1 protein-coding gene is annotated in these 602 nt (G+C 65.3%); it reads right to left on the bottom strand.

The features are described 5' to 3' along the window. Positions 1–527: ATP-binding protein (locus MJ797_RS17355; protein WP_239336140.1), on the bottom strand; the 527-nt coding region annotated here is incomplete at its 3' end. Positions 528–602: the final 75 nt, after the last annotated feature.

Below are 602 nucleotides of genomic sequence, written 5' to 3'. Positions count from 1 at the left end.
CGCGGGTTCTCTCGCCGCCATGCTTCCGGGTAACCGCCCCGGGCCATCCTGACCAGGTAGTCCTTACGTTTCAGCACCGACGACCCGGTACGTAGGTCGGCACCGAGCGCGAAAGCAGCGTCGATGAAGTCGTCGAGGGTACCGTCGATCTCACCTTGGGACAACGGCCAGAGTTCCACGGTCTCGGATCGACCGGGCAGCGCATCGGGCAGGCCGCGCAATGCGAGCAGCCGCGCAGATCCGGTCAGCAGGAATCGGCCAGGCCGAGGATCACGGTCGACGAGGTTTTTGATTGCCAGCCAGAGATCGGGCACTCGTTGTACCTCGTCGATGAGCATCAGGCCGTCGTGGCGAATGAACCGGATCGGGTCCTCGGTGGCAGCGGCCCTTGTCGCCGGGTCATCGAGAAACCGGGCTACCCCGTCGGCCCGCGCCCGCAGCACGACCTCGGCCAGGGTGCTCTTGCCAACCTGGCGGGCACCGTTGACGACCACGACCCGCGTGTCGGACAACGCCTCTGTGACCAACTCTACGGCTCGTCTGGGTACATAGTCAGCCGCCCTGCGCACGAAGTGATCGTAGCAGCATCTCTTCGATCCGCC

It is taken from the genome of Protofrankia sp. CiP3 (assembly GCF_917627345.1).
Taxonomy (GTDB): Bacteria; Actinomycetota; Actinomycetes; order Frankiales; family Frankiaceae; genus Protofrankia.
The sequence above is the reverse complement of the archived record's forward strand: the minus strand, read 5'-3'. Positions and strand labels throughout refer to the sequence as shown.